Source organism: Streptomyces sp. A01, assembly GCF_059026195.1.
This window is the reverse complement of the sequence record NZ_JBWLKN010000102.1, coordinates 1-910: the sequence shown is the minus strand read 5'-3', so window position 1 is coordinate 910 and position 910 is coordinate 1. Positions and strand designations below refer to the sequence as shown.

Here is a 910-nt window from a genome sequence, read left to right as displayed (position 1 = left end):
AGCGATACGACACCAAGAGCGCGGCGAAGACCGTTGCGCCGTAGGTGACCAGCAGGATTCCTTGCCGGTCCCAGCCGCGGTCGAGCGAGCGCAGCCCTGCCTCGATCGTGAACGCGAACACCACACCGGCAACGATATCCGCGCCGTAGTGGTAGCCGAATCCCAGCGTCGCGCCGAGCGTGGCGATCAGCCAGAAGGCGCCGGCGAATCGCAGAATCCGTGGGCCCTTGCGGGTATGAATGAAGATCGCGGTAGCCCACGCTGTGTGCAGGCTGGGCATGCAGTTGCGAGGGGTGATGTCGTCGAACGGCATCTGTTGCGGGGTAGTGATCGGCGGCGGCGTGTCCGGCCACAGGTTGGCCACCGCCCAGTGCCCGCCGTCGGCGCCGTAGGCGAAGACCGGTCCGACCACCGGGAAGATCATGTAGATGCCCGGCCCGAGGAGGCCGATGACCAGGAAGGTGCGCACCAGGTGATGGCCCGGGAAGCGGCGCTCGACCGCCACGTTGCGCAGCTGGTACAGCGCGAAGATGACCGCGGCCACCGCGAGCTGGCCGTAGACGAAATCGAGAACATTGGTGCCCGTCGAGCCGGTGGCCCTGACCATCCGGCCTACCAGCCACGACGGGTTGCCCAGCGCCTGATCGGCGGTTGCGACATACTGGTCGAGCACCGTCGGGCGGGTCTTCCACGTGATGAGTAGCCAGGTGTCGCCCGTCTTGCGGCCGGCCACCAGCAGCAGGCCGAGCCCGACGCCCTTCAGCAGCAGGACGCGTTCCCGGCCGGTGCGGCGTGTGATGGCGATGACCGCGCAGGCCAAAAGCACCCACAACGCGCCGTTGCCGAAGGTCAACCTGGCGTCGACCGCCCACCGCACCAGCAAGAAGACGACGTCGATGCCGACCGCGGC

Annotated in this window: 1 protein-coding gene; it reads right to left on the bottom strand. The window is 67.8% G+C overall.

Going from position 1 to position 910, the window contains the following annotated elements; all coding sequences use genetic code 11:
* Positions 1-910, bottom strand: a 910-nt coding sequence (locus AC5P1B_RS35700) for a phosphatase PAP2 family protein (protein ID WP_493892198.1), incomplete at both ends; no start/stop codon positions are given.